The sequence below is a fragment of the Streptomyces sp. SP18CS02 genome (assembly GCF_036322365.1).
In the GTDB taxonomy this organism is placed as follows: Bacteria; Actinomycetota; Actinomycetes; order Streptomycetales; family Streptomycetaceae; genus Streptomyces.
Genome location: NZ_JAQYXC010000291.1, coordinates 75701 through 100087, shown reverse-complemented (window position 1 = coordinate 100087; position 24387 = coordinate 75701). Strand labels below are relative to the sequence as shown.

At 69.6% G+C, this 24387-nt stretch carries 23 protein-coding genes and 3 pseudogenes; 11 read left to right on the top strand and 15 right to left on the bottom strand.

Translation table 11 applies throughout. From position 1 onward, the window contains the following. Positions 1 to 41: 41 nt before the first annotated feature. From PUR26_RS23130 to PUR26_RS23110, 5 genes are all read left to right on the top strand, one after another. Positions 42 to 599, top strand: a complete 558-nt coding sequence (locus PUR26_RS23130) for a hypothetical protein (RefSeq protein WP_329874507.1) — start codon at positions 42 to 44, stop codon at positions 597 to 599. 234 nt (positions 600 to 833) lie between these two features. Continuing rightward, on the top strand, positions 834 to 2429 hold the full coding sequence (gene lnt / locus PUR26_RS23125; RefSeq protein ID WP_329874505.1) for an apolipoprotein N-acyltransferase: 1596 nt from the start codon (positions 834 to 836) through the stop codon (positions 2427 to 2429). A gap of 30 nt (positions 2430 to 2459) precedes the next feature. Then, entirely contained in the window at positions 2460 to 2942 is a 483-nt protein-coding gene (locus PUR26_RS23120; RefSeq protein WP_329874503.1) for an NUDIX hydrolase, read from the top strand. A gap of 55 nt (positions 2943 to 2997) precedes the next feature. After that, a complete protein-coding gene (locus PUR26_RS23115) occupies positions 2998 to 3801 on the top strand; it encodes a 3-hydroxybutyrate dehydrogenase (RefSeq protein WP_329874501.1) in 804 nt (267 codons plus the stop codon). Positions 3802 to 3862: 61 nt separating this feature from the next. Next, positions 3863 to 5755 carry a helix-turn-helix domain-containing protein gene (locus PUR26_RS23110; protein WP_329874499.1) on the top strand — a complete coding sequence of 631 codons (1893 nt, stop codon included), beginning with the start codon at positions 3863 to 3865 and terminating at the stop codon, positions 5753 to 5755. A 54-nt stretch (positions 5756 to 5809) separates the two neighbouring features. On the opposite strand, the gene PUR26_RS23105 is transcribed toward PUR26_RS23110, so the two are convergent. Then, the gene (locus PUR26_RS23105) at positions 5810 to 7195 is read right to left on the bottom strand and encodes an MFS transporter (RefSeq protein WP_329874497.1); all 1386 of its coding nucleotides are present in this window, start codon (positions 7193 to 7195) and stop codon (positions 5810 to 5812) included. A 315-nt stretch (positions 7196 to 7510) separates the two neighbouring features. Between PUR26_RS23105 and PUR26_RS23100 the strand changes: the two genes are divergently transcribed. After that, positions 7511 to 8014 carry an N-acetyltransferase gene (locus tag PUR26_RS23100; RefSeq protein ID WP_329874495.1) on the top strand — a complete coding sequence of 168 codons (504 nt, stop codon included), beginning with the start codon at positions 7511 to 7513 and terminating at the stop codon, positions 8012 to 8014. Between the two features lie 22 nt (positions 8015 to 8036). Here PUR26_RS23100 and PUR26_RS34735 read toward each other — a convergent pair. From PUR26_RS34735 to PUR26_RS23080, 5 genes and pseudogenes are all read right to left on the bottom strand, one after another. Next, positions 8037 to 8239: pseudogene (locus PUR26_RS34735) on the bottom strand (hypothetical protein); the annotation flags it as partial. A 12-nt stretch (positions 8240 to 8251) separates the two neighbouring features. After that, on the bottom strand, positions 8252 to 8656 hold the full coding sequence (locus PUR26_RS23095) for a hypothetical protein (RefSeq protein WP_329874493.1): 405 nt from the start codon (positions 8654 to 8656) through the stop codon (positions 8252 to 8254). Between the two features lie 163 nt (positions 8657 to 8819). Further along, positions 8820 to 9572: a hypothetical protein gene (locus PUR26_RS23090; protein ID WP_329874491.1), complete on the bottom strand. Its 753-nt coding sequence runs from the start codon at positions 9570 to 9572 to the stop codon at positions 8820 to 8822. Positions 9573 to 10382: 810 nt separating this feature from the next. Beyond that, a complete protein-coding gene (locus PUR26_RS23085) occupies positions 10383 to 11225 on the bottom strand; it encodes a ribosome-inactivating family protein (protein WP_329874489.1) in 843 nt (280 codons plus the stop codon). Positions 11226 to 11670: 445 nt separating this feature from the next. Next, the gene (locus PUR26_RS23080; RefSeq protein ID WP_329874487.1) at positions 11671 to 12045 is read right to left on the bottom strand and encodes a MerR family transcriptional regulator; all 375 of its coding nucleotides are present in this window, start codon (positions 12043 to 12045) and stop codon (positions 11671 to 11673) included. A gap of 67 nt (positions 12046 to 12112) precedes the next feature. Between PUR26_RS23080 and PUR26_RS23075 the strand changes: the two genes are divergently transcribed. Then, entirely contained in the window at positions 12113 to 12448 is a 336-nt protein-coding gene (locus tag PUR26_RS23075) for an EthD domain-containing protein (RefSeq protein WP_329874485.1), read from the top strand. Between the two features lie 28 nt (positions 12449 to 12476). On the opposite strand, the gene PUR26_RS23070 is transcribed toward PUR26_RS23075, so the two are convergent. The 9 genes and pseudogenes from PUR26_RS23070 to PUR26_RS23030 form a co-directional block, all read right to left on the bottom strand. Next, complete coding sequence (locus tag PUR26_RS23070) at positions 12477 to 12680, bottom strand: hypothetical protein (protein WP_329874483.1); 204 nt, start codon at positions 12678 to 12680, stop codon at positions 12477 to 12479. 715 nt (positions 12681 to 13395) lie between these two features. After that, positions 13396 to 13611, bottom strand: coding sequence for a hypothetical protein (locus PUR26_RS23065; protein WP_329874481.1), 216 nt, complete (start codon positions 13609 to 13611; stop codon positions 13396 to 13398). Positions 13612 to 14733: 1122 nt separating this feature from the next. After that, the gene (locus tag PUR26_RS23060) at positions 14734 to 15294 is read right to left on the bottom strand and encodes a GNAT family N-acetyltransferase (protein WP_329874479.1); all 561 of its coding nucleotides are present in this window, start codon (positions 15292 to 15294) and stop codon (positions 14734 to 14736) included. 376 nt (positions 15295 to 15670) lie between these two features. Next, a complete protein-coding gene (locus PUR26_RS23055) occupies positions 15671 to 15874 on the bottom strand; it encodes a cold-shock protein (protein WP_329874477.1) in 204 nt (67 codons plus the stop codon). Between the two features lie 153 nt (positions 15875 to 16027). Beyond that, entirely contained in the window at positions 16028 to 16765 is a 738-nt protein-coding gene (locus PUR26_RS23050) for a VOC family protein (RefSeq protein ID WP_329874475.1), read from the bottom strand. Positions 16766 to 16880: 115 nt separating this feature from the next. Then, positions 16881 to 17028 (bottom strand): annotated as a pseudogene (locus PUR26_RS23045) (IS5/IS1182 family transposase); the annotation flags it as partial. A gap of 13 nt (positions 17029 to 17041) precedes the next feature. Continuing rightward, positions 17042 to 17686: a LutC/YkgG family protein gene (locus tag PUR26_RS23040; RefSeq protein ID WP_329874473.1), complete on the bottom strand. Its 645-nt coding sequence runs from the start codon at positions 17684 to 17686 to the stop codon at positions 17042 to 17044. Beyond that, entirely contained in the window at positions 17683 to 19107 is a 1425-nt protein-coding gene (locus PUR26_RS23035; RefSeq protein ID WP_329874471.1) for a LutB/LldF family L-lactate oxidation iron-sulfur protein, read from the bottom strand. Before PUR26_RS23035 ends, PUR26_RS23040 begins: the two co-directional genes overlap by 4 nt. Next, the gene (locus PUR26_RS23030) at positions 19104 to 19859 is read right to left on the bottom strand and encodes a (Fe-S)-binding protein (protein WP_329874469.1); all 756 of its coding nucleotides are present in this window, start codon (positions 19857 to 19859) and stop codon (positions 19104 to 19106) included. The genes PUR26_RS23035 and PUR26_RS23030 overlap by 4 nt, the downstream gene beginning before the upstream one ends. Positions 19860 to 20090: 231 nt before the next feature. Here PUR26_RS23030 and PUR26_RS23025 point away from each other — a divergent pair. From PUR26_RS23025 to PUR26_RS23010, 4 genes and pseudogenes are all read left to right on the top strand, one after another. Continuing rightward, positions 20091 to 20456, top strand: a pseudogene (locus PUR26_RS23025) (LacI family DNA-binding transcriptional regulator); the annotation flags it as partial. Positions 20457 to 20949: 493 nt separating this feature from the next. Further along, a complete protein-coding gene (locus tag PUR26_RS23020) occupies positions 20950 to 22362 on the top strand; it encodes an extracellular solute-binding protein (protein ID WP_329874467.1) in 1413 nt (470 codons plus the stop codon). 121 nt (positions 22363 to 22483) lie between these two features. Next, the gene (locus tag PUR26_RS23015; protein WP_329874465.1) at positions 22484 to 23443 is read left to right on the top strand and encodes a carbohydrate ABC transporter permease; all 960 of its coding nucleotides are present in this window, start codon (positions 22484 to 22486) and stop codon (positions 23441 to 23443) included. A gap of 15 nt (positions 23444 to 23458) precedes the next feature. Beyond that, on the top strand, positions 23459 to 24334 hold the full coding sequence (locus tag PUR26_RS23010) for a carbohydrate ABC transporter permease (protein ID WP_329874463.1): 876 nt from the start codon (positions 23459 to 23461) through the stop codon (positions 24332 to 24334). Positions 24335 to 24387 lie beyond the last annotated feature (53 nt).

Genomic DNA, 24387 nt, shown 5'->3' with positions numbered 1-24387 from the left:
CCGGGAAGCCACCGGCGCACCTCGTGAGTACGCTGCTACGCATGAGGGACCATCCCCGTATCGAACGGTCCGTTCCCGATCCGGAGCCCGAGATCTGGACGGGGCGTGCGAGCAACCGCCTCCAGTGGGTGCTGGCGATCGCCGGCGCGGCCTGTACGGCCCTCGGCGTGGCGCTGGCCGTCGGCTCCACCTGGACCTCGGGTGTCGCCGCGCTCCTGATGGCGGTCATCGGCTGTGTCGCGGTGGGCCTGCTGGTCCTCTTCGGGACGCTCGCCTTCGTCCACGTCGAGATGACGGTGGACCGGCACGCCCTCGAAGTGCGCTGCGGCCACATGGGCGTCCCGCGCCGACGCATCACCCTGGACGAGGTGCTGGGCGCCGAGTTCGTTCCCTCGGTGACGCCCTGCCAGTGGGGCGGCTGGGGCTACCGCTGGCGCCCGGAGAAGGGCACTGCGGTGATCGTCCGCCGAGGCGAGGGCCTCGTCCTGACCCTCGACGACGGGCGCTACTTCACGGTCACGGTGGACGACGCGGAAGCGGCGGTCGACGTCATCCGCCGCCGTCTCCTGGAACAGCCGGGGTACCGCGCGCGTCTGTGACGCTCTGCGGGGCCGTCCGCGGGGTTTCCGGCCGGGGTTCCGCCGTGACGCGCCCCGGCCGCCCGGCTGCCCGACGGGCCGGCTGCCCGCCGACCGCCCGGCTGCCCGACGGTCCGACCACTCGGCTGCCCGGCTGTCCTCCCGGTGTCTGCCGGTGTCTGCCGGGGCGGAGGCGCCCCCGCGTCCCCGGCGCCCCCGCCCGTCCGCACAGTCGCTCGCCGTAGACTCCGGCACGTGAGCACCACCATCACCCCCGTCGAGGCCCCAGGGCCCGCCCCCGAACGGCGTCCCGTACGGCTGCTGCGACGGACGGCCAGGTCCGGCGCCGCGGCACTGTCCGGGGTCCTGCTGTTCCTGAGCTTCCCGCCCCGGCCCCTGTGGTGGCTCGCGCTGCCCGCCTTCGCGCTCCTCGCCTGGACCCTGCGCGGCCGTCGCCTCGGGGCCGGCTTCGGTCTCGGCCTGCTCGCCGGCCTCGGCTTCCTGCTGCCGCTGCTGGTGTGGACCGGCGAGGAGGTCGGCCCCGGACCCTGGCTGGCCCTGGTCGCCGCCGAGTCGGTCTTCGTGGCCGCCACCTGTCTCGGTATCGCCGCTGTGTCGCGGCTGCCCGCCTGGCCGGTGTTCGCCGCCGCGGTGTGGGTCCTGGGGGAGGCGGCACGGGCACGTGTCCCGTTCGGCGGGTTCCCCTGGGGGAAGATCGCCTTCGGCCAGGCCGACGGGATCTTCCTGCCCCTGGTGGCCGTCGGCGGCACGCCGGTACTCGGCTTCGCCGTCGCACTGTGCGGCTTCGGGCTCTACGAGGCCGTACGCGTCCTGCGCGCGTACCGGGCCGACGGCGTACTGCCGCGCGGCCCCCTCGCCTCGGCCGCGCTCTGCGCCTTCGTTCCGGTCACCGCGGCCCTCGCCGCGCTTCCACTGGTCTCGGACGCCGCCGAGGACGGCACCGCGACCGTCGCGGCGATCCAGGGCAACGTCCCGCGCCTCGGCCTGGACTTCAACGCCCAGCGGCGCGCGGTCCTCGACAACCACGCCCGCCGCACCGAGCAGCTCGCCGCCGACGTGAAGGCCGGCAAGGTGCCGAAGCCCGACTTCGTGCTGTGGCCCGAGAACTCCTCGGACCTCGACCCCTACCGCAACGCCGACGCCCGGCTCGTCATCGACGAGGCGGTCGCGTCCATCGGTGTGCCGACCGTGGTCGGCGCGGTGCTCACGCCCGACACGGGCAAGCTGCGCAACACACTGATCCAGTGGGACCCGCGCCGAGGGCCCGTCGACACCTACGACAAACGGCACGTACAGCCGTTCGGCGAGTACATCCCGATGCGTTCCGTCGTGCGCGTCTTCAACAAGAACGTCGACCGGGTCAGCCGGGACTTCGGACCGGGCCACACGATCGGTGTGTTCGACCTCGCGGGCACCAAGGTCGGGCTCGCGACCTGTTACGAGGCGGCCTTCGACTGGGCCGTGCGGGACACCGTCACCGAGGGCGCGCAGCTCATCTCCGTACCGAGCAACAACGCCACCTTCGGTCGCAGCGAGATGACCTACCAGCAGCTGGCGATGAGCAGGGTCCGGGCCGTCGAGCACAGCCGGTCGGTGGTGGTACCCGTCACCAGTGGCGTCAGCGCGATCATCCTGCCCGACGGAAGGATCGTGCGGGAGTCGGGGATGTTCACCCCGGACGCGCTCGTCGAGAAGGTGCCGCTGCGCTCCTCGCTGACCCCGGCGACCCGGATGGGCACGCTGCCCGAGGGGGCGCTCGCGGTGCTCGCCGGGGCCGGGCTCGGATGGGTGGCCGTCGCCGCCGTACGCCGTCGGCGACCCGCCTCGTGAAGATGGACTATGCACGCATAGGGTCGGTGCATGGCGACTCCTGACTTCATCCGTGCCGTCCGCGCGACCGCGGGCCACCAGCTTCTCCTCCTGCCGGGCGTCACCGCCGTCGTCCTCGACGAGGAGGAACGCGTCCTGCTGGCGCGGCGTTCCGACAACGGCAGGTGGTCCCTCATCGGCGGCATCCCGGAGCCGGGGGAGCAGCCCGCGATCGCCGCCGTGCGCGAGGTGCACGAGGAGACCGCCGTGGAGTGCGTGGTGGAACGGGTGGTGCTCGTCGAGGCACAGCCGGAGCCCGTCGTCTACCCCAACGGCGACCAGTGCCAGTTCATGGACATCACCTTCCTCTGCCGGGCCGTGGGCGGCGAGGCGCGGGTCAACGACGACGAGTCGCTGGACGTGGGCTGGTTCCCGGTGGACGCCCTGCCGCCGCTCAGGGACCGTGAACTGTTCCGGATCAAGCAGGCCCTCGGCGAGGGGCCCACATGGTTCGCCACTACCCCCCTCAGCTGAAGTATGTGGCCAGCCCACATCGGTTGAGGGGCGCACGCTCCTTAGGGTGCGGAGCATGACCCCGCTCACCACCCCAGGTCCCGCACCCCGTTCCGTCGCTCTCGACCTCGGCGGCCGCACCGCGCTCGTCACCGGTGCCGCAGGCGGCATCGGCCGTGCCTGCGCGCTGCGGCTCGCGGCCGCCGGGGCGAAGGTCAGGGCCGTCGACCGGAACCCGGCGGGCCTGACCGAACTCGTGGCACAGGCGCGGGGGCTGCCGGGCTCCGTCGAACCGCAGGAACTCGACCTCACGGACCTCGACGCCGCCGAGGAGACGGCGAGGGGCGTGGACGTCCTCGTCAACAACGCCGGACTGCAGCTGGTGCGCCCCATCGAGGACTTCCCGCCGGAGGTCTTCCACACCGTCCTCACCGTGATGCTGGAGGCGCCGTTCCGTCTGATCAGGGGCGCCCTGCCGCACATGTACGCCCAGGGCTGGGGCCGCATCGTCAACATCTCCTCAGTCCATGGGCTGCGCGCCTCTGCGTACAAGTCCGCCTATGTGGCCGCCAAACACGGGCTGGAGGGGCTGTCCAAGACCGCCGCGCTCGAAGGCGCACCGCACGGCGTCACCTCCACCTGCGTCAATCCCGGCTATGTGCGCACACCACTTGTCGAAGCGCAGATCGCCGACCAGTCAGCTGCCCACGGGATCCCCGCGGAACGCGTCCTGACCGACGTCCTGCTGAAGGACTCGGCCCTCAAGCGGCTCGTCGAACCCGACGAGGTGGCCGAAGCGGTCGCCTACCTCTGCACACCCCACGCGTCGTTCATCACCGGCACCTCGCTCGCCCTCGACGGCGGCTGGACCGCGCACTGACGGTGCCGCGGTCATCCACAGGGCTGGTGCGACCACCCGTACGACAGGTATCCCTGTGACCATGTCCGAAGAACAGCTCTCCTCACCCGAGCAGGTCTCCTACCTGGAGCTCCTCGCCCGCGGCGCGGCCGGCGAGGCGTACGACCGGCCCGCGTTGCTCGCCCGCGCCGACGGCGCGGGCCCGCAGACCCTCGCCGCGCTGGAGCACGCCAAGCAGCTCGCCCTGCGGGTCCGCGCGGAGCTGGAGGGACGGCGTCGTCGCGAGGCCGAGCTGTCCGCGCTCTTCGAGACCGCACACGATCTCGCCGGCCTGCGCGACCTCGACGCGGTGCTGCGTGCGATCGTGCAGCGCGCCCGGTCCCTGCTGGGCACCGAGGTCGCCTATCTGAGCCTGCACGACCCGGCCGCCGGCGACACCTACATGCGGGTCACCGAAGGCTCGGTGTCGGCCCGCTTCCAGCAGCTGCGTCTGGGCATGGGGGAGGGCCTCGGCGGACTCGTCGCCCAGACCGCCCGCCCCTACGTGACGGACAGCTACTTCGACGACGCGCGGTTCCAGCACACCCGCGCCATCGACTCGGGCGTCCGGGACGAGGGACTGGTGGCAATCCTCGGCGTGCCCCTGACACTGGGCAGCCAGGTGATCGGTGTGCTGTTCGCGGCCGACCGCCGCGCCCGGGTCTTCGAACGGGAACAGGTCGCGCTCCTCGGCTCGTTCGCGGCCCACGCCGCCGTCGCGATCGACACCGCCAACCTGCTCGCCGAGACCAGGTCCGCCCTGGCCGAACTGGAGCGGGCCAACGAGATCATCCGGGCCCACAGCGGAGTCATCGAGCGGGCCTCGGAGGTCCACGACCGGCTCACCGAACTGGTTCTGCGCGGCGGCGGGGTGCGCGATGTCGCCGCCGCGCTCTCCGAAGTCCTCGGCGGAGTGGTGGAGTTCACCGACGGGCCGCTGCCCCGGGCGTGCGTCGACGGCCACGCCGTCCGGCACGCCGACGACTGGGTGGCGGCCGTCTCGGCGGGCGGGGAGGTGTTCGGCGCCCTCGTCCTGCGGGGGCTCCCGGTCCTCGACCCCGTCGACCGGCGGACCCTGGAGAGAGCCGCGATGGTCACCTCCCTTCTGCTGCTCGCGCGCCGTTCCGCCGGCGAGGCCGAACAGCGGGTACGGGGCGAGCTGCTGGACGACCTGCTGGACGCGCCCGACCGCGACCGGCTGCTGCTCAAGGAGCGCGCCGCCCGGCTCCGAACCGACCTGGACGTTCCGCACGTCGTCCTGGCCGCCCGCATCGACCGGCCGGCCTCGCCCACCACGGACCGGGAGAGCGCCGACCGGCAGCGGCTCTGGTCGGCCGCCTCGCACCTGGCCGCCACCCGCCACGGCCTCGCGTCCGCACGCGACGGTGGCACCGTCCTGCTGCTGCCGCTGGGCCCCGGCGAGAGCGTCGCCGAGCTCGCGCGCCGGATCGCCGGACACCTGGGCGGCGCACTGCGCGAACCGGTCACCGTCGGGGCCTCGGCCCCCGTCGACGAGCCCGCCACCCGTCCGGGCGCGATAGCGCCCGCGTACGCCGAGGCCCGCCGGTGCCTCGACGCGCTGGCGCTGCTCGGCCGCTCGGGGGAGGGCGCCGCCGCCCAGGACCTGGGGTTCCTGGGCCTGCTGCTCGCCGACACCCGGGACATCGGCGGTTTCGTCACCCGCACCATCGGCCAGGTCGTCGCGTACGACCGGCGCCGCGGCACGGACCTGGTGCGTACGCTCGACGCGTATTTCGCCAACGGGATGAGCCCCGCCCGCACCAAGGACGAGCTGCACGTACACGTCAACACGGTGGCCCAGCGCCTCGAACGGATCGGCCGGCTCCTGGGCTCCGACTGGCAGTCGCCGGCACGGGCGCTGGAGATCCAGCTGGCCCTGCGGCTGCACGTCATGTCGGCCGCGGTCGTACAGTGAAACGGCCGACCGCGTGGGCGGTCGGCCGTCGTCTCCGGACTCCTCGGCACCGGCTCAGCCGATACGGGCGTCCACGTCCGCGGCCGTGGCGGCCCGCGCGTCGCGCGATCCCTCCTCCGGATCGGCCAGGTCCTTGTTCCGGGTCTCGCGCGCGCACGCGATCGCGACCACGGTGAGGAGCGCGGCGGCGATGACGTACAGCGCGATCGGCGTCGAGCTGCCGTAGTCGGCGAGCAGCGCGGTCGCGATGAGCGGTGCCGGGGCTCCGGCGGCCACCGAGGAGAACTGGGCGCCGATGGAGGCACCCGAGTACCGCATCCGCGTCGCGAACATCTCGGAGAAGAACGCCGCCTGCGGCGCGTACATCGCTCCGTGCAGGATCAGCCCGACGGTCACGGCGAGCAGGAGGCTGCCGAAGCTCTTGGAGTCGATCAGCGCGAAGAACGGGAACATCCAGGCACCGATGCCGATCGCGCCGATCAGATAGACGGGACGCCGGCCGATCCGGTCGGAGAGGGCACCCCACGCGGGGATCACGGCGAAGTGCACGGCGGAGGCGACGAGTACGGCGTTCAGCGCGGTCTGCTTGCTGAGCCCGGCCGAGGTCGTCGCGTAGACGAGGATGAACGCCGTGACGACGTAGTAGCTGATGTTCTCGGCCATCCGCGCGCCCATCGCCACCAGCACATCACGCCAGTGGTGACGCAGCACGGCGACGAGCGGCATCTTCTCCACCTGCCCGGCCTCCGCCTTGCGCAGCTCGGCCTGTGCCAACGCGGCCTTGAAGACCGGGGATTCGTCGACGGACAGCCGGATCCACAGACCGACGATGACGAGCACACCGGAGAGCAGGAACGGTATGCGCCAGCCCCATGAGGTGAACGCGGCGTCCGACAGCGTCGCGGTGAGCAAGGAGAGCACTCCGGTCGCGAGCAGCTGACCGGCGGGCGCGCCGGTCTGGGGCCACGACGCCCAGAATCCACGGCGACGGGCGTCACCGTGCTCCGACACCAGCAGCACGGCACCGCCCCACTCACCCCCGAGCGCGAAACCCTGCACCAGCCGCAACACGGTCAGCAGCACGGGCGCGGCCGTACCGACGGTGGCGTGGGTCGGCAGCAGGCCGATGGCGAAGGTGGCCCCGCCCATCAGCAGCAGACTGAGCACGAGCAGCTTCTTGCGCCCCAGCCGGTCGCCGTAGTGCCCGAAGACCAGCGCGCCCAGGGGCCGCGCGGCGAAGCCGACGGCGTACGTCAGGAAGGACAGCAGCGTTCCGACGAGCGGATCGGACTCGGGAAAGAACAGCTTGTTGAAGACGAGCGCGGCGGCCGACCCGTAGAGGAAGAAGTCGTACCACTCGATGGTGGTCCCGATGAGGCTCGCGGCGACGATGCGCTTGAGACTGGCGGGGGGCGGGGGAGCGGTGGTTCCGGAGGCCATGTGCGCCACTTCCTCGTGTGCGGTGGGGACGGGTAGGTATCGGCACACCGTAGAAACACGCAGGTCAGGCGCACATGTGGCGGGGCAACATAGTTCGGGGTCTGCGTATGCGTGCGGCCACCATGCTGACTCAGGGAAGGGCGGTTGAGGGGCCCGGGGGAGGCCGGAACGAGCGCTGTCCGGGAAGTGCGGTTCGGGGTAACGGGAGTCTCGATCGCGTGATTGCGGGCCCTGCTCGGCATGAGAGCAGGGCCTGGCGGTATACGGGGAAAATCCAGGGGAGCGGACGGCCGCGCGCTGCTACGGTCGGGCACCATGAGCTGGCTCCCCGATGACTTCGTCCACCCCGTCCTGGTACCGCTGCCGGGCGGTGGCCATCACCTGCGGCCGATCCGGGAGGCGGACACCCCGCTCGACTATCCGGCTGTGATGGGTTCGCGCGAGCGGCTGTGGACCATCTTCGGCCCGGCGTGGGGCTGGCCCGCGGCCACCATGACCTACGAGGCCGACCAGGCCGACCTGCTGCGGCACGAGAAGGAGATCGCCGCACACCAGTCCTTCAACTACGCGCTGTTCGACGCGGCGGAGACAGCTCTGCTCGGCTGTGTCTACATCGACCCACCGGAGAGGGCCGGCGCGGACGGCGAGATCTCCTGGTGGGTGGTGGACGAGCTGGTGGGCACCAAGGTCGAGCAGGCCCTCGACGCGCTGGTGCCGCAGTGGATCGCCGCCGACTGGCCGTTCGAGCAGCCGCGCTTCCTCGGCCGCGAGATCTCCTGGTCGGACTGGCTCGCCCTGCCGGAGCACCCCGGCACGTAAGTGGTTGTCGCCCGTACCGATCGATGACGCGGTCGTGAAGCCACTCGGGGCTCACGACGCCCAGGGTCCAGCCGCCCGGTGTGGTGCTGTGCAGGCCGCCGTCGAAGAGCCCGGCGACGCGCACCGGGGTGCCCTCGATCGGGCCGAGCCCAGGGCAGGTGAGTTCCGGCGCGCGTCCGGGGTGCTGGTGTCGCCGTCCGGGTCCCGGTCGCGGGCGGCCTTCTGCGGCGACCCGTGTCACCCCAGACCGGATCCCCCGCCCTCCCGCCGTAGCCATTCCCTGACCGAAGGAGACCGGTCCAGGAGCCGCCCCACTTCCATCCCCTCGTCGCGCGAGGTCACCCGGGGCAGCGGGGTGAAGTCGTCGGGGAGCACATCCAGGAAACTCACCACACGCTCTCCGCCGCGCAGGGTCATCAACAGCTCGCACCGCAGTTGACGCGGAACGTCGGACCGGGGGAACAGGCTGTTCCACACAGCCGGCCACAGGTAGTGGGTGCCGTCGGGTGCCGCATTCGCTTGCACCCACGCCGGGTCCAGTCGCGAGTTCAGGCTCAGGTCACACGCCCGTTCCTCCAACCTGCACAGCGAGGCCGAATCGATGACTTTGACCTCGCGAGGCAGTGGGTGATCGATGTGCATCGCCCCATGCTGCCCCACAGCAGCCATGACGAGGCACCGGCATCATCCACGAGCGGCTGACGGGAGGAGGCGGGCCGCTGGACGCAGGCGATGCGGGATCAGGCCTCTACCCGTCCCCGTCGCCCGGTGCCCCTGACGTTGCACGTTCATGCGGGCCTCCGACTCAGGAGCAGGAGCGCACCGCGGCCTCCCAGGCGCCGGCGCTGCGGTAATGGTTCCTGTGACCGGCGGTGAGCACATGGCGCAGTTCCGCACGGTGCCGGGTGTTCGCCGGCAGGTCCAACTGGTCGAGGAGAGCCAGCGCGGCAGCCGGCTCCAGGTCGCCGTAAAGGTCGTGGAAGCTCGTCAGGAGGCCCCGGAAGAGGGCACAGTGCAGGGCGGGGACCCGCAGGGCGGTGCGGTACGTCGGCTCCTTCACGCCCCAGCGCACCGGCCCCGAGCACTCCAGGACCCGACGGGCCCGGCGAATCAGAGGTTCCGACCGGTCGGCCACCACGCGGTCGATGTCGCTGCCGAGTACTTCGGCGAAGGCCGTATCCGAAGTGGTGTGATCCTCGAACCAGTCCACCCACAGCGAGTAGGCGACGGCCCCGAGGCCCCGCTCCGCCTCCAACCGCTGACGGTAGCCGTCCCACAGCACGTCGGCCGGCAGGGGGCCTTCCGCGCTGTCGTCCGCGATCCGGATCTCGTACGTGACCCAGTATTCGTCGAGGAGGTCCAGCAGACCGAAGGCCAGCCGCACCTGGTCGGCCGCCTCCACGTCTTCGGCGAACACATCGGCGGCCCAGGAATGCGCCACCTGGTTGGCCGTGAGCACCACGTCCGGCTCCTCGTCGCTCACCCACCCGCCGCGCACCTGGCTGACGCCCTGGTCGGCCAGCCAACGCCGCGCCACCTCCGCGTCTTTATTCTGCATGCGGGAAGTATGACGGGTTTCGAATGACTCGAACGAATCGGCCCGAGGGTAATGCCATGCCCTCAGACGACCATGTGGGGGCAACCCGCGGTCAGCGCCTGACCGAGTACTCAAGGATTCGACTTCGGCGGTCCGGCGGTCGGGATCGGGGAGTCCCTCGGGTACGCCGGCAGCGCGCACGCTGGTCGTGAGCTGCAAGCCGGTGGCGCTTGCGTCGTTCGGCGATCCCAACGCGGTGCTGGGCAGTGGGAACACCGCTCCGATCACCCTGCCACCGCCACCGCCACCGCCATCGATACCGAGGGCGAATCGGTCTACGTGGCCTGCAGCTCCGGAACCCTCGCGGCACTGGACGCCGACGAAGGATCGCTGCGACGGCGCACGGATCTTGAGGTCGATGGTGCTCCGACGGTTGGACTGTCGCCTGCCATAGCGCCCCGAGACCACTTGCTCGTGGGGGCCGTCGACGGCCCGCGGTTCTCGCTGAGGGCGCGAACCGCATCATCGTGAGACCGCTGAGCCGTCGCCGAAGCGTCCCGTACGGCTGACGCTGTTCGATCTTGACGGCTCGGGGGCGGAGCTGGAAGGGGGACCGCGCCGCCCGTATGCCCTGGTTGCCACAGATCCGGACGAGTATCCGGACAAGTGGGTCGCCGCTCTGAGTACCGGCGGAACACTGCGCCGACTCTGCCGATCGACAGACCCTCCCGAGTCGCGGGAGAGCATGAGCAACGCCTGACGGGCAACACCCGCAGCCGCGATGCGCGCCTTCATGGCACACACCGCGGTGGCACTGTGGACCGGTTTCCACTATCGGTACTGGGATCCGAGGCCTACGTTCACGTCGATGGCGGGCATGTGCCGACCGCTGTCCCCGTACTCGATCTCCTGAGCGGTTCTATAGGTCCGGTTGTTCACGGTCACCGGCATGGTCGGCCTATCTGCCGCACTGTCGGCGAGAAGATGAGTGAGAGCGGCCCAACTGGCTTCCATTTCGGCGCCGAGACCGCCGAGATGGCTGTACCGATTGGCTCCGTCGATGTCGGAGCCGCTCCGGGTCGTGTTCAGGATGCGGTTCTGGATCCACCCGAATCGTGCTGCCTCGGAGACGGCGGCGATGACCTGAGTGAGCGACATTCCGGCCTGAGTGGCCGGAGGAGTGTTCTGCCCGATAACCCCGTACAAGTTGACAAGGTAGTTGATGTCACCGCGAAGGCTGAGAAACGACTGATTCTGGCGCCATTCATCGCGGGAGAACTGGTTGTAGTTCTCGCCGAACGGGAGATAGGTGAGGTGGCTCGCCTGGAGCCCGCCGTGCACGGAGTTGTATGCACTGAGAATGGGATTCATGTCCCTGCCCCGGCACAGGTACCTGTCGTGCGGGGTGAAAAACCCTTCGGTGTAGAGGTTGTTTGCGTTGACGATGACGGACAGGCGGTGCGGCACCGTCTCCGAATAGTCCATCAGGGCGACTTCGACATAGCTGTCCGTCCGCCTGGTGGTCAGGCTGAACGTGGCACCGTGATACGGAGGCATCGTGCCGACGATTTCCCGCAGCGGGGCGAGCATGCCGTCATAGGAATTTGCAGCGGTGACGGGACTGTACGCCTCCGCGGTGTTCGAGGTCTTCGTCGCGGCGGCGTACGCGGGCAATGGCCACGCTCTGCTTGCTCATGCGACGGACACCGAGCAAGATTACCCACGAAAACGCCCGGGGAGATCTCCAGAAGCCAGCGGGTGAGGAACGCCGTGCTGACCACCGTGCTGGTCCGGTGCTGACCGCATGCCCACGTCATCGCCGGCTCCGACGAGGCGTACTCCCACCGGAAGATCGGAAGCCCTCTGAGCAGGCGTGGTATCCGCGCGGGGGTCCCGGAACGGGCCGACCGGATGCGCCGCGGACGGGCCGGTGGCAGACCGCCTGCTTTCGATCGGCAGGGGGACGAGCGGCGCACCACCGTCGAGCGGTGCATCACCCGCTTGAAGCAGTGGCGCGGCATCGCCGTCCGCTACGAGAGGACCGCGACCTCTGCCCGGCCGGACGCCACGTCGCAGGCGTCTTCCTCTGGTCCGCACGCCGATCCGCAGGCCGCCCGGTTCACGCCTCGTCGTCCGCCGACCGTGTCAGGTACGCGTGGTTGTCCTCGATGAGATGGTCCAGCGCGTCCCGGGCGGCGGCGATGGCGTCGATGTTCCCGGACAGCCGGGCCCGCTCGCGGCCCATGATCTCCAGTGCCTGCCTCGCCCTGTCCTCGCTCGGCTCGGTCATGCAGGGCACCATGTCGGCGATGGTGCCGCTGGACATGCCCGCCGCAAGGAACGCCTGTACCAGGCGCACCCGCTGGACGTGCTCGTCCTCGTAGTGGCGCTGTCCGCTGGGCGAGCGGGAGCTGACGAGCAGGCCCTGCTCCTCGTAGTAGCGCAGCGACCGGCGGCTGGCTCCCGTCCGGGCGGACAGTTCACCGATCCGCATGCCGAACTCCTCCCGTGCTCCTGGCCCACTTGCCCCTGACATTGATGTCAGCTTTTAGGTTAACTCCATGCTGAAGCTCATCTTCATGATCAACCGCGTCGAGGGAATGTCGTACGAGCGTTTCGTCGCGCACCACCGGGATCGCCACGCGGCGCTGTTCACCTCCATCCCGGAGGCGGAGCGCTACGTGCGCAGGTACACCGTGTCCCACCCGGTCCCCGCTGGGAAGTACCCGCCCCGGGCCTACGACGGCCTGACGGAAATCTGGTTCGAGGACTGGGAGGACCACGACGCCTTCTTCGCCTCCGACAACTACCGGACGCTGGTCAACCCCGATGAAGCACGCTTCATCGACAGGGACTCGGTGGCCGTGATGGTCACTGAGGAGAAGGAGATCATCTGACGGACCGGCTCGACGGGCGGATGCGAACTCAGCTCCTGCGCCAGATGCCCTCTGCGTACTGGTCCCAGAAATGGAATTCGCCAGCGTTGGCGAAACAAGCGTTGCCTCCGCCGGCGAAGCGGTAGTGAATCTCGGCGTTCACGAACTCGTTGTTGTTGCACGGGACATGATCGATCGCCCATGCCGAGCCGCTGGTTGTCCCGACCATCATCCCGAAGGTGGCCAGTGCCACCACGACAAGTCTTCTGAGCTTTCCAGCCAACTGAACCCTCCATATGAGGAGTGCTGATTTACCGAAACCGACTCTGGCGACGTGGGCCAGTCAGAAAAACGTAGCAACCGCCTCGAGAAGTAATCAACGTAAAACGGCACAACATCAGCGGACGCCACATTGGAATTCCGCACAAGTCGCCATAGTGAAGGGCCCGTCGTGCCTCGAACGTGGTCCGTGTCCTGGAGGTCCGCTCCGATCGACGCGGCGAAGCGTTCCGACGGGTGGTCGGACCGATGCCGCGTGAAGCCCCGCACCCGCAGCGACGGTGCGGGACGGACTGCGGGGCAGGGTGAGGACGGGGGTCACGGAGACCCGGGCGGTAACTCCTGGAAGAATCAGTGGACTTGGCCGCGAAGAGCAGGGGGCTTTGGTGGGCCCGGGGCCGCCCGTCCCGCGTCGGCGCGGACTGTCGGGCATGCCGTAGACGTCGGCGATCAGCTCGGTGCCACGCAGCCGGGCCCGGACGGAGTGGCCGACATTGCCGATGGTGAGTTCGTCGGCGCCGGAGTCCCGCTGGACCTGGCTCAAGTGGGCGGTGGCCTGCTGGGGGCGCCGTGCGGGACGTGGTTCAGTCAGCTGCGACGGCCTGGCGTGGCGCCGGCCGACAGTCGCGGCGGGTCTCTGTCGGCCGGCGCCCGGCCGTGTCCGGCGTTCGCGCGGGACGCACATGGGGTCAGGCGCGGACGCCGAAGTCGACGCGGTCGGCGAGACCGGCGGCGGCGAAGGCCGCGACGAGCTCGCCGTGGCCCTCGGTGAGGTCTCCCACGCCCTGACCGTGGCACCCTTCGCCGCGCACGGCCTCGCCATCTCGATGGCCGTCTGCCGACCGGGACAGCTGGCCTGCGGCCGCCGGCCGGGCGGCTCCCTGGGTGTCGCGCCACTCGCGCAAGCTGCCCGCTCCTCCTCATCGCCTTCCGCGATCGCCGACCGGGCAGAGCGCCGGAGCAGCCCTTGTCCCCGGTGAACCCCTCGGCTGCCACCCGCCAGCCTGCCCACCCACCAACCGATGGCAGGGATGCGCACGGCCTCCACCGACTCGGAGGTCAGAACCTCTCCACGACACACATGGAAATCTATGTCGGCCAGAGTAGACATTGGGTGGTGGTGCAGTTATGGTTTCTGTCGTAGTCAAGAGGGACCGCAAGGCCTGGCAGAGACGAACTGCCGGTCGGCAGTACACGCGGTTGCAGTTGGCAGGACGGTGCGGTGGTGGAGTTCCGAAGCCAGGGCTGGTGCAGGAAGGCGACGGGACCGGCGACCGGACCGGGCGGCCCGCGGTGATCAGGGGCCGCCGTGGCAGTACCCGCACATGCGGTTCGCATCACCAGGAGTAAGTAGTACCGGCAGGACGCACTACCGCTGGGAAGGCAGTGCGCAGAGGGAAGAACGGAGGAGCGAAACGCCATCAGGATCGCCCGGGCGGAAACCTGGAGCCCGGGTACCGCAGGACATCGATAGTGAGGTGGTCTCCGGTCAGGCAACCGCGATCCCCGCGCCCCCGACGGCATCTCGGTCGGGGCGGCGGATACAGAAGGCCGGCGCAGCGTCATGGCCGGCAGATGGTGTAGCAGTTCCTTCGGGGCCTTGGTGCCGTACGGCACCAAGGCCCCTCCACGCTTCCCGCGGAGAGGTGCGACGACAGCAGACGACTCCTGCGGTCGCCTCGCTGCCGCGTCATCGTCCCGGAAGACCAGCCGAAGAGGCCCAGCCCGTCGACGACCCGTACCGCCGCGCGGCTGAAGCGGCCACCCCGACGACCGCGGCCTGAGACGGTTGGAATCCGCACCTCACCAGAGGCCGGCGGCCGCACACGCAGGCTGCCCGGGACGCGGAACGCTCCGGCAGCTGGGACCGGAGCCGCGGATCGCCGCCGCGGACCACGCCCAGGACGCTTCACCGTCTGCCGTGCCGACGCGGGAACACCTCGCTGCTCATCCGACGCCGGGACAGCGGGCTTCCAGCCGGTCAGCGAATGAACAGTCGCCGGGGTCATGGAGTGGGCCGTCGCTGTTCATCGACGCTGCTCCCACTGTGCCCGGGTGAGTTCGTACTCGACTTCACCGTGCTCGGAGCCCTCGATCACCTCCGGCCAGTCCCCGGTGAAGTTCCGGACGAAGGTCAGGCCCGCTTTCTCCATGACGCGACGGGAACGGGTGTTGACGACCATGGTGTTCGCGGTGACCCGCTCGACCCCGAGTTCCGCGAACCCCTTGTGAACCAGGGCCCGAGACCCCTCGGTGGCATAGCCTCGCCCCCATGCCGCCCGGTTCAACCGGTAGCCGAGTTCGACCACGGCGGGGCTGTGTTCCTCCAGCGGCCGGAACTCGAACCAGCCCAGGAAGGTGCCGGTGGGCTTCTCCTCCGCGGCCCAGTAACCGCGGGTCTTCCAGCACGGGTAGTCGTGCAGGAGCCGGGGGAGACCCCTTGTACCGATCGCTTCCCGGCTTGTGGGGCGGCCACCGTTGATGAAGCGCATGACCTCGGGGTCGTTGTCCAGGGCGAACAGGACGTCGATGTCGGTCGCCGTGAACGCGCGCAGGACGAGCCGGCCGGTCTCCAGGAAGGTGGTCATGCCGCGATCCTCGCCATGGGCGGGCCGGACATGCCACGGATTTTCCGACCGGCGGCAGACGATGGTGCTCGCCGCGCGGGCCTCGGATCGCTCGACCGGGACGCCCGGCTCGAAAGCCGGTGATCATCTTGGTCGGCCGGCGCACAGTGGCGAAAGGCCGGATCGATCGGCCACGGGCAGCACTCGGACGCGAGCGGCACGCCACCGGCGGGCGGCCGAATGCGGGACATCCCGCCCCTGGGCTGGGCGACGGTCTGTCGACTCGACGACGGACCCGGCCTGATGCGGTCGTGACGGATGCTTGGCCGTGACCGGGAGGACATGAGCGAGGCGGCTGCCCCAGGGGGCAGCCGCCTCGCTCCATTCCCCTGCCGGGTCAGTTGCGGATGATGTTCTGGGCCTGCGGGCCCTTCTGCCCCTGACCGATGTCGAAGGTGACGTGCTCGCCCTCCGTCAGCTCCCGATACCCGTTGCCCTGGATTTCGGAGTAGTGCGCGAAGACGTCCGGGCCCCCGCCGTCCTGAGCGATGAAGCCGAAGCCCTTCTCGGAGTTGAACCACTTCACGGTACCGCTGGCCATACTGGTCGATCCTTCGTTCATTCTCGGGAACAGCCCTTCGTCCGGGCGTGTTCCGGCCCCCGCGACAGCGCGGGCCAGCAGCCGTTCTACCCCCGACCGCCCTGCTTAAGCGTTGTTCCTTGAATGACCGACGGCATGAGCCGTTGCTCAGGGTCAGAGAGGGGCGAGGAGGCAGAACTCGTTGCCTTCCGGGTCGGCCAGAACCGTCCAGGGAATTGCGGACTGGTCGATTCCAGGGTCGGTGGCGCCCAGGGCGCGCAGTCGGGCTTCCTCTGCTGCCAGGTCGTCACCGGGGTAGGGGCGGACGTCGAGATGGACGCGGTTCCACACGCTCTTGACGTCGGGGGTGCGGAGGAACTCCAGGTAGGGGCCGACGCCCTTGGCGGATCGCATGGTCGCGTGGTCGTCGGTGACCTCGTGCAGCGTCCAGTCCATCGCCTCGCCCCAGAACCGTGCCATCCCTCGTGGGTCGGTGCAGTCGACCACCACCGCGGCGATCGGCCCGGTGTCCCGGTAGATCGGACGGGGCTCCAGGACGCAGAACTCGTTGCCCTCCGGGTCTGCCATGACCGTCCAGGGGACGTCGCCCTGACCCACGTCGGCGGGCGTCGCGCCGAGATCCGTCAGGCGCGCGACCAACTCCGCCTGCTGGGCGGTCGAGGTGGTGGCCAGATCAAGGTGCACCCGGTTCTTCATCGTTTTGGGTTCCGGGCGGGCGATGATGTCGATGCAGACGGCCACGGGGTCGGGGTAGGCGAAGCCCACGGGTTCGAGGTTGGTCACGCCGGGTCCCTCGCTGTCGACACCCCAGCCGAGCGCCTGCCCCCAGAACCGGCCGAGCACGGAGTCGTCCTGGGCCTTCATATTGATCTGCACGAGTCTTGTTGCCATGTCTCAGATCCTAGAAGCTGCCGCCGGCCCGGATCCTGCTGTGATCGGACATGCGTTCGACCCGGTGCTGACCATGATCGCCCCTTCCGGCGTCGCCGCGGCCACCTGTAGAGGTTCCCCGAACAGCTCGGCCGACGGCAACGACCGGCCGGGCGCCGGCGTCGATGACGGCCTGGTGGTGGTGGGGGGCACCGGTAGTCCTTCGACTGCTCGGCCACCGTGTGGTCGCGGGTGGTCATCAGGGCTCCGTCCACGATCAGGACTGCCGCCGATACCTCATTCTCCGTGACCGACGAGCACCACACCGAGCCGTCTTGGGCCGTGTACGCCTTCCACACGGTCGAGTTCGATGTCGCTGGTGGCGGAGGGGCCGGAGATCCAGGTCTGGGGGCGGGTCGGGTCGAGGCGTGGCAGGGCCTGGGGGAGGGAGGCGACGACCTGGTCGGGGGCGCGTACGACGCAGATGTGCAGGTCGGGGACGAGGGTGAGGGCGCGGCGGCCTTGGCCGGGACCGCCGTTCAGGACGATCGTGCCGGTTTCGGCGATGGCCAGGGCGCAGCTGGTGACCACGGCGTCCGTGGCGTCCAGCTCGTGCGGGGTGAGGACGGCGTCCGAGTCGTGGCGCCGCTCTGCCGTCGTCGCGGACAGCCACGCGGCGGGCAGTCCGGGTGGGACGGCGACCGTGCGGGCGCCGTGCCGGTCGAGGAGTTCCGCCACCAGGGTGGGGAGTTCGTTCTCCGTGGCGCGGTGCACGATCGCGCGGTAGTCGGCGAGGTTCTCGTGGAGGAGGTCCAGGAGCGCGGCGGGGTCGTCAGGGGTGTGGGCGGTGAGGTAGTCGCGTGCCGGTTCCGGGGGGAGTGGCGCGTCGGCGAGCGCCCGGCGGATGCGGCCCAGGACACGTTCGCGGGAGTTCTGGTTCATGTGCGGTTCTTCTTCCACCAGTCGCGGAACGGTTCGGCGGGCATGTCGGGCAGGTCGCGGCTCTCCGTCCACTGGCGGGCGCCGGGGCCGGGCAGCTTCTTCGGGTGCAGGGCGCGGGTCTTCGACGCGACGCGCTCGCCCGCCGCGAGGACCCGGGGATTGCCGAGTACCCAGCCCGCCGCCTTGATGGCGGCCTTCTCCAGCCGGTGTCCCGGTCCGCCCTGCCCGGCGACCTTCTCGCGGAGGTGGACGAGGACCTCGGGGATGTCGATGGCGACCGGGCACACGTCGTAGCAGGCACCGCAGAGCGAGGAAGCGTAGGGGAGGGAGGCGTCGATCTCGCTCTGTGTACCCCGGAGCTGGGGCGTGAGGATGGCGCCGATCGGACCGGGGTAGACGGAGCCGTACGCGTGTCCGCCGGCCCGTTCGTAGACCGGGCAGACGTTGAGGCAGGCGGAGCAGCGGATGCAGCGCAGCGCCTGGCGGCCGACATCGTCGGCGAGGGTGTCGGTGCGCCCGTTGTCGAGGAGGACGAGGTGGAAGGTCTTCGGTCCGTCCGCGTCGGTGGTGCCGGTCCACATCGAGGTGTACGGGTTCATGCGCTCGGCCGTCGAGGAGCGGGGGAGGGTCTGGAGGAAGACCTCCAGGTCCCGCCAGGTGGGCACCACCTTCTCGATGCCGACGACGGAGATCAGTGTCTCGGGGAGGGTCAGGCACATTCGTCCGTTGCCCTCCGACTCCACCACCACGAGTGTGCCGGTCTCGGCGACCATGAAGTTAGCCCCGGAGATCCCGACCTTCGCCCGCAGGAACTTCTCCCGCAGGTGCAGCCGTGCCGCCTCGGCGAGCTCGGCCGGCTCGTCGGTGAGGCCGTCCGGTGCGGCCCGGCCCCACCTGCCCATCTCCTCACGGAAGATGTCGCGGATCTCGCCGCGGTTGCGGTGGATCGCCGGAACCAGGATGTGGGAGGGGCGGTCCTCGCCGAGCTGCACGATCAGTTCGGCGAGGTCGGTCTCATAGGCCCGGATGCCCTCGGCCTCCAGCGCCTCGTTGAGGCCGATCTCCTGCGTGGCCATCGACTTGACCTTGACGACCTCGCTCTCACCGGTCGCCCTGACGAGGTCCGCGACGATCCGGTTGGCCTCGGCCGCGTCCGCTGCCCAGTGCACCGTGCCGCCGGCGATCGTGACCGTCTCCTCCAGCTGGACCAGGTAATGATCGAGGCTGCTGAGGGTACGGTCCTTGATCTGCTTTCCGGCCTCGCGGAGTTCGGCCCAGTCCGGGAGTTCGGCCACGGCCACCGCCCGCTTGTCGCGGATCGTGTGCGTGGCGTGCCGCAGGTTGGCCCGTAGGGTGTCGTTGCGTACGGCGTCGTGCGCGGCCTTGGGAAAGGCCGGCATGCCGATGAAGGTCCCGCTCATACCAGGGGCTCCTCTTCCGTGCTCGCGAGGATCTCGGCGATGTGCAGGGCGCGCTGCGGGCCGTCCTGGCGGCGCAGCATCCCGTCGAGGTGCATCAGGCAGGAGTTGTCGGCGCCGCACAGGACCTCCGCGCCGGTGGACAGCGAATTGCGGATCTTGTCGGCCCCCATGGCCGCCGACACGTCCGGGTTCTTCACCGCGAAGGTGCCGCCGAAGCCGCAGCACTCCTCCGCGCCCGGCAGTTCCACCAGCTTCAGGCCCTTCACCGCCTGAAGGAGCCGGCGCGGGCGTTCGCCCAGGCCGAGCACCCGTAGCCCGTGACAGGACGGGTGGTAGGTCACCTTGTGGGGGAAGTACGCCCCCACGTCCGTCACACCGAGGACGTCGACGAGGAACTCCGTCAGCTCGTACGTCCTCGGGACGAGGGAGTCGGAGGCCTGCGCAAGCGTGTCGCCGCGCCCTTCGGCGCGGGCTTTCCGGCCGATCCTCGGATAGTTGTCGCGCACCATGGCGACACAGGACCCGGACGGGGTGACCACGTAGTCGTAGCCCTCGAAGGCACGGGCCATGCGGTGGACCAGGGGCTCGGTCTCACGACGGTAGCCGGTGTTGTACTGGGGCTGTCCGCAGCAGGTCTGGGCGGCGGGGAAGTCCACGCGGACGCCGAGGCGTTCGAGGAGCTTGACGGTGGCGATGGCCGTGGAGGGGAAGACCGCGTCGTTGACGCAGGTGGCGAAGAGGGCGACGCGCATCAGGGGATCCTCGGGGCGGAGTCGAGTCGGGCGGCGGCCGCGTCCCAGGCGCCGGTGTCACCCCGGGGAGTGTAGTGCCGCAGGTGCTGGGTGGAGGCGATCAGACACGTGATCGACCGACGGCACGCCCTGCCGCCTCGTACGCGGGGCGATCCCCGCTCCGTGTACGAGAACGGCGCCAGCCAGACGTCTACGCAACTGGCTTGCTCTTCTTGCGTCAGGCTTGCGCGCGTGACACGACGACTTGCTCAAGTGGCGAAGAATGAAGAATGGGGAGTCGGCGTGCCACGGTCAGCCGGGTGCTCAACGGCAAGCCGGGGGACTCCGAGGCGGCCCGCCAGTCGGTGCTCACCGCGTTGGACGTCCTGGGGTACGAGCGGCCCACGCAGCTGCGGGGGGAGCGGGCACGGCTGGTCGGCCTTGTGCTGCCGTAACTCCAGAACCCCATCCTTCGCTTCCGCCGAGGCCATCGGCGGTTCGCCGGCCCAGCAGGGTCTCCCGCCCGTGCTCTGCACTCGGACCAGGGGCGGCGTCTCCGAGGCCGACCGCGTGGAACTGCTCCTGCAGCAGCAGGTATCCGGGGTGATCTTCGGCGGCCCAACGGCTCCGGCGTCCTCGCGATGAGCGGCACCCGTGGCAGCGCCACACTGCCGAATGCGACGATCGCCAACTCGGCGGAGGGAGGCGTCGTCAAGGAACCCGGCTCGCAGTTCGTCATCAGCACCCCGTGACCAGGCGTGTCGAGACTCCGCGGCGCTGAAGGCGCCCCGGAGCGGGGGGGCACGGCGGTGGCCCCCCCCTGGCGTCACGGTTTCCGGGAAACCCCTTTGAGCCCCAAGGGCGGAGCGCGCCCGGCGGGTGAAGCGAAGGGCGATTCCTCCTGCCGTGGCGAGGGTGAACTCCGGTGTCCGGGAGCCGCTCGGTCGCCTCGGTGTGTGTCGATCACGGTTGCGTTACGCATTACTGTCAGGCAATTACGAAATTAACGCGAGATCTTGCGTCCACTTGATCGTGGTGGTTGAGTGTGCCGCGCCCTGCAACGCACCGGCGGTGGGGCGACTTCCACGTTCATGCCCGAAGGGGACCACCCATGAGAAGTGCTCGGTTCCGCCGTGTCCGCCGCGCCAGCGCGATCGCCCTCGTCTCCGCCCTCACGCTGACCGCGCTCGCCGCCTGCGGCACGAGCAGCAGCAACGACAGCGGTGGTTCCGAGGGTGGTGGGGCGTCCGACCCCACCGCACCACTGGACCCGAACACCAAGGTGACGCTCACCATCGACTGCATGCCTCCCGCGGCGAAGGCGGCCGAGCTCAAGGAGTGGAAGGAGGACGTCGCCGCGTTCAACAAGACCTACCCCAACGTCACCATCCAGGGCCGCTCCACCCCCGGACAGTGCCTGGAGCCCCCGCGCTTCACCGCGATGCTCAAGGCGAAGTCACAGCCGGACGTGTTCTACACGTACTTCACCGACCTGCCGCAGGTCCTGGACAACGACGGTGCCGCGGACATCACCGCCTACGTCCACGACAAGAGCGTCCCGGCCCTGAAGGACATCGATCCGAACGTCCTCGGTTCCCTCAAGCAGGACGGCAAGCTCTACGGCCTTCCCACGAGCAACTACACGATGGGCCTGCTGATCAACCGCAAGCTCTTCGAGGATGCCGGCCTGAACCCGGACGCGCCCCCGCGCACCTGGGAAGAGGTCCGGGCCGCGGCCAAGAAGATCGCCGGACTCGGCAAGGGGATCTCCGGATTCGGCGAGTACAGCGCCAAGAACACCGGCGGATGGCACTTCACCGCGCAGATGTACAGCCTCGGCGGCGACGTGGTGGACGCCGACGGGAAGAAGGCCGCGTTCAACAACGACCTCGGCAGGCAGGTCGCGAAGAACCTCCACGCCATGCGCTGGGAGGACGACTCCATGGGCAGGACCCAGCTGCTGGCGTGGGGCGATCTGCAGAAGCAGATCGCCACCGACAAGCTGGGCATGTTCCTCGCCGCCCCCGACGACATCGCGTACATGGTCCAGCAGCTGGGCGCCACCTACGAGAAGTTCGGCATGGGACCGATCCCCGGCGGCAGGAACACCCTGGCCGGGGGCAACAACTACGTGATCAAGAAGGGCATCTCCGGCGACAAGATCAAGGCCGCGATCGCCTGGCTGAACTTCAAGAACCTCACGGTCGGCAAGGGGCAGTTCGACTGGGCGCGCATCAAGGCCGACGGCCTGCCGGTCGGCGTACCGCAACCCAACTTCTGGCTGAACGAGTCCAAGACCAAGGACGACGCCGCGCGTGCCGAGCACGCCACGATGCCGGTGGCGAACTTCAAGACGTTCACGGACAACCCCGTCGCGGGCAAGGCCGAGCCGCCCAAGGCGCAGGAGGTCTACAAGGTCCTCGACAACGTGATGTCGGGTGTTCTCACCAACAAGGACGCCGACGTCGACAAGCTTCTCTCCACGGCCGAGGCACAGGTCAACCAGGTCCTCGCCCACCAGTAGGCGCGTCCGGGCGGGCCGGGGCCCGCCCCACCCGCGAGCCGGTCACCCGTCGACCGGCCCCGGCCCGTACCGCCCGACGAGGTCGGGCCCCACACCCGGCGGACAGTACCGAGGAGAGACGATGTCGGCCCCAAGTCTGACCACGAGCAAGGCGGACACGCCCCGCCCCTCCCCGCCACGGGAGGAGGGCCCGGCACCGGCCGGCGGCCGGTTCGCCGCAAGCCTGCGGCGCAACCTGACAGCCCACGCCTTCCTCATCGGCGCGGTGCTCTGCTTCGGCGTCTTCTCCTGGTACCCGATGGTGCGGGAGTTCCTCCTCGCCTTCCAGAAGACCGAGGACGGGCGCACCACCTGGGTCGGTTTCGACAACCTGGAAACGGTGTTCAACGATCCGGCCTTCTGGCAGGCGTGGGGCAACACCGCCCTGTTCACCGTGCTCGCGCTGGTCCTCGGCTTCGCGGTGCCGTTCCTCGCGGCGATCGTCATCAATGAGTTCCGGCACGGCCAGGGATATCTGCGGCTGCTGGTCTACCTGCCCGTGATGCTGCCGCCGGTCGCCTCGGTCCTGCTCTTCAAGTACCTGTACGACCCTGGCTACGGCCTCCTCAACGACCTTCTCGCCTCGATCGGTCTGCCCGAGCAGCAGTGGCTTCAGGACCCGGACATCTCGATGCTCGCCGTCGTCATCGCGTCGACCTGGATGAACATGGGCGGTGCGACCCTGATCTACCTCGCCTCGCTCCAGTCCATCCCCGGCGAGCTGTACGAGGCCGCCGAGCTCGACGGCGCCGGACTGCTGCGCAAGATCTGGCACGTGACCGTCCCGCAGACGCGCCTCATCCTGTCCCTGATGGCGCTCATGCAGGTCATCGCCACCATGCAGGTCTTCGTGGAGCCGTTCCTGCTCACCGGCGGCGCCGGCCCCGAGGGTTCGACGACCACGATCGTCTACCTCATCTACCAGTACGCCTTCAACTTCAACAACTACGGTGCCGCGGCGGCGCTCGGCCTGCTCCTGCTCGTACTCCTCGCCGGTTTCTCGGCGGTGTACGTCAGGCTCAGCCGCGCCGAGGACGAGTAGGAGCGGAGACCAGCCATGTCCACACGTACGCTCATCTCGCCGGCCGCCCTCGCCAGGCCCCGCGGCAAGGTCCTCCACCGGACCGTCTTCGCCGCCGTCGTCCTGCTGTTCACGCTGGTCTTCCTCGGCCCCCTCTACTGGCTCGTGTCCAGCGGTTTCAAGGACGCTCAAGAGGTCATCCAGACCCCGCCCACCCTGGTCCCGATCACCTTCGAGCCCGAGAACCACTCGCGGGCCTGGGAGGTCATGGACCTCGCCACCCTGCTGTTCAACACCCTGTACTATGCGTTCGGCGCCCTCGCCTTCCAGCTGGTCCTCGACGTGGCGGCCGCCTACTCGCTCTCGAAGCTGCGGCCCGTGTTCGGCAGGGCGATCCTCGGCATGATGCTCGCCACGCTGATGATCCCGGCGACGGTGCTCGTCGTGCCGCAGTACCTGACCGTGCTCGACGTACCGGTCGTCGAGCGGAATCTCCTCAACACGCCGTGGGCGATCTGGCTGCCGGCCGTCACGAACGCCTTCAACATCTTCCTGCTGAAGCGGTTCTTCGATTCCATCCCCAAGGAACTGCTCGACGCGGCTTCGATGGACGGGGCCTCGCCCGTGCGGGTCCTGTGGTCGATCGTGCTGCCGATCTCCCGGCCCATCCTCGGCGTCGTGTCGATCTTCGCGGTCGTCGGGGTCTGGAAGGACTTCCTCTGGCCCATGCTCACCCTGCCCGACCCGTCGAAGCAGACCCTCAACGTGGGCATCTACTCGCTCTCCAACGGCGTTCCGGTGAACGTGCTGATCGCCGCGCTCACCATCGCCTCCCTACCCACACTGCTGATGTTCATGATCTTCCAGCGGAACATCATGAGCGGTCTCACCGCCGGCGGCCTCAAGGGCTGACCAGGCCCCCTCGCCCCGATCCCCCCGGACCATCACCCCGTAAGCCTTCGCCG